Origin of the sequence: uncultured Roseibium sp. (genome assembly GCF_947499295.1) — a bacterium.
GTDB lineage: Bacteria > Pseudomonadota > Alphaproteobacteria > Rhizobiales > Stappiaceae > Roseibium.
The window spans coordinates 1-238 of record NZ_CANMNP010000172.1 but is presented as its reverse complement, the minus strand read 5'-3'; the positions used below and the strand labels follow the sequence as shown (position 1 = coordinate 238).

At 54.2% G+C, this 238-nt stretch carries 1 protein-coding gene; it reads right to left on the bottom strand.

Translation table 11 applies throughout. The features are described from left to right. Positions 1 to 238: transposase (locus Q0835_RS30275; RefSeq protein WP_298967219.1), on the bottom strand; the 238-nt coding region annotated here is incomplete at both ends.

Below are 238 nucleotides of genomic sequence, written 5' to 3'. Positions count from 1 at the left end.
GCTCCTTCATCAAGCCCGGCGAGAATGGAAAAGTAGTCCTCGAATACGCCAGCCTTACCCAGGCGGTCGAAACGTTTCCAAACACTGTTCCAGTTGCCGAACCGCTCGGGCAAAGCGCGCCAGGAGATGTTGTGAAGCGTGAAATAATGCAGTGCCTCGAGAAAAAGACGGTCATTCTTTGCCTTCGCGCCAACCCGTGGCAAGCAAGCACGGAAAACCTCCAGTGCCAGTTCGAAAT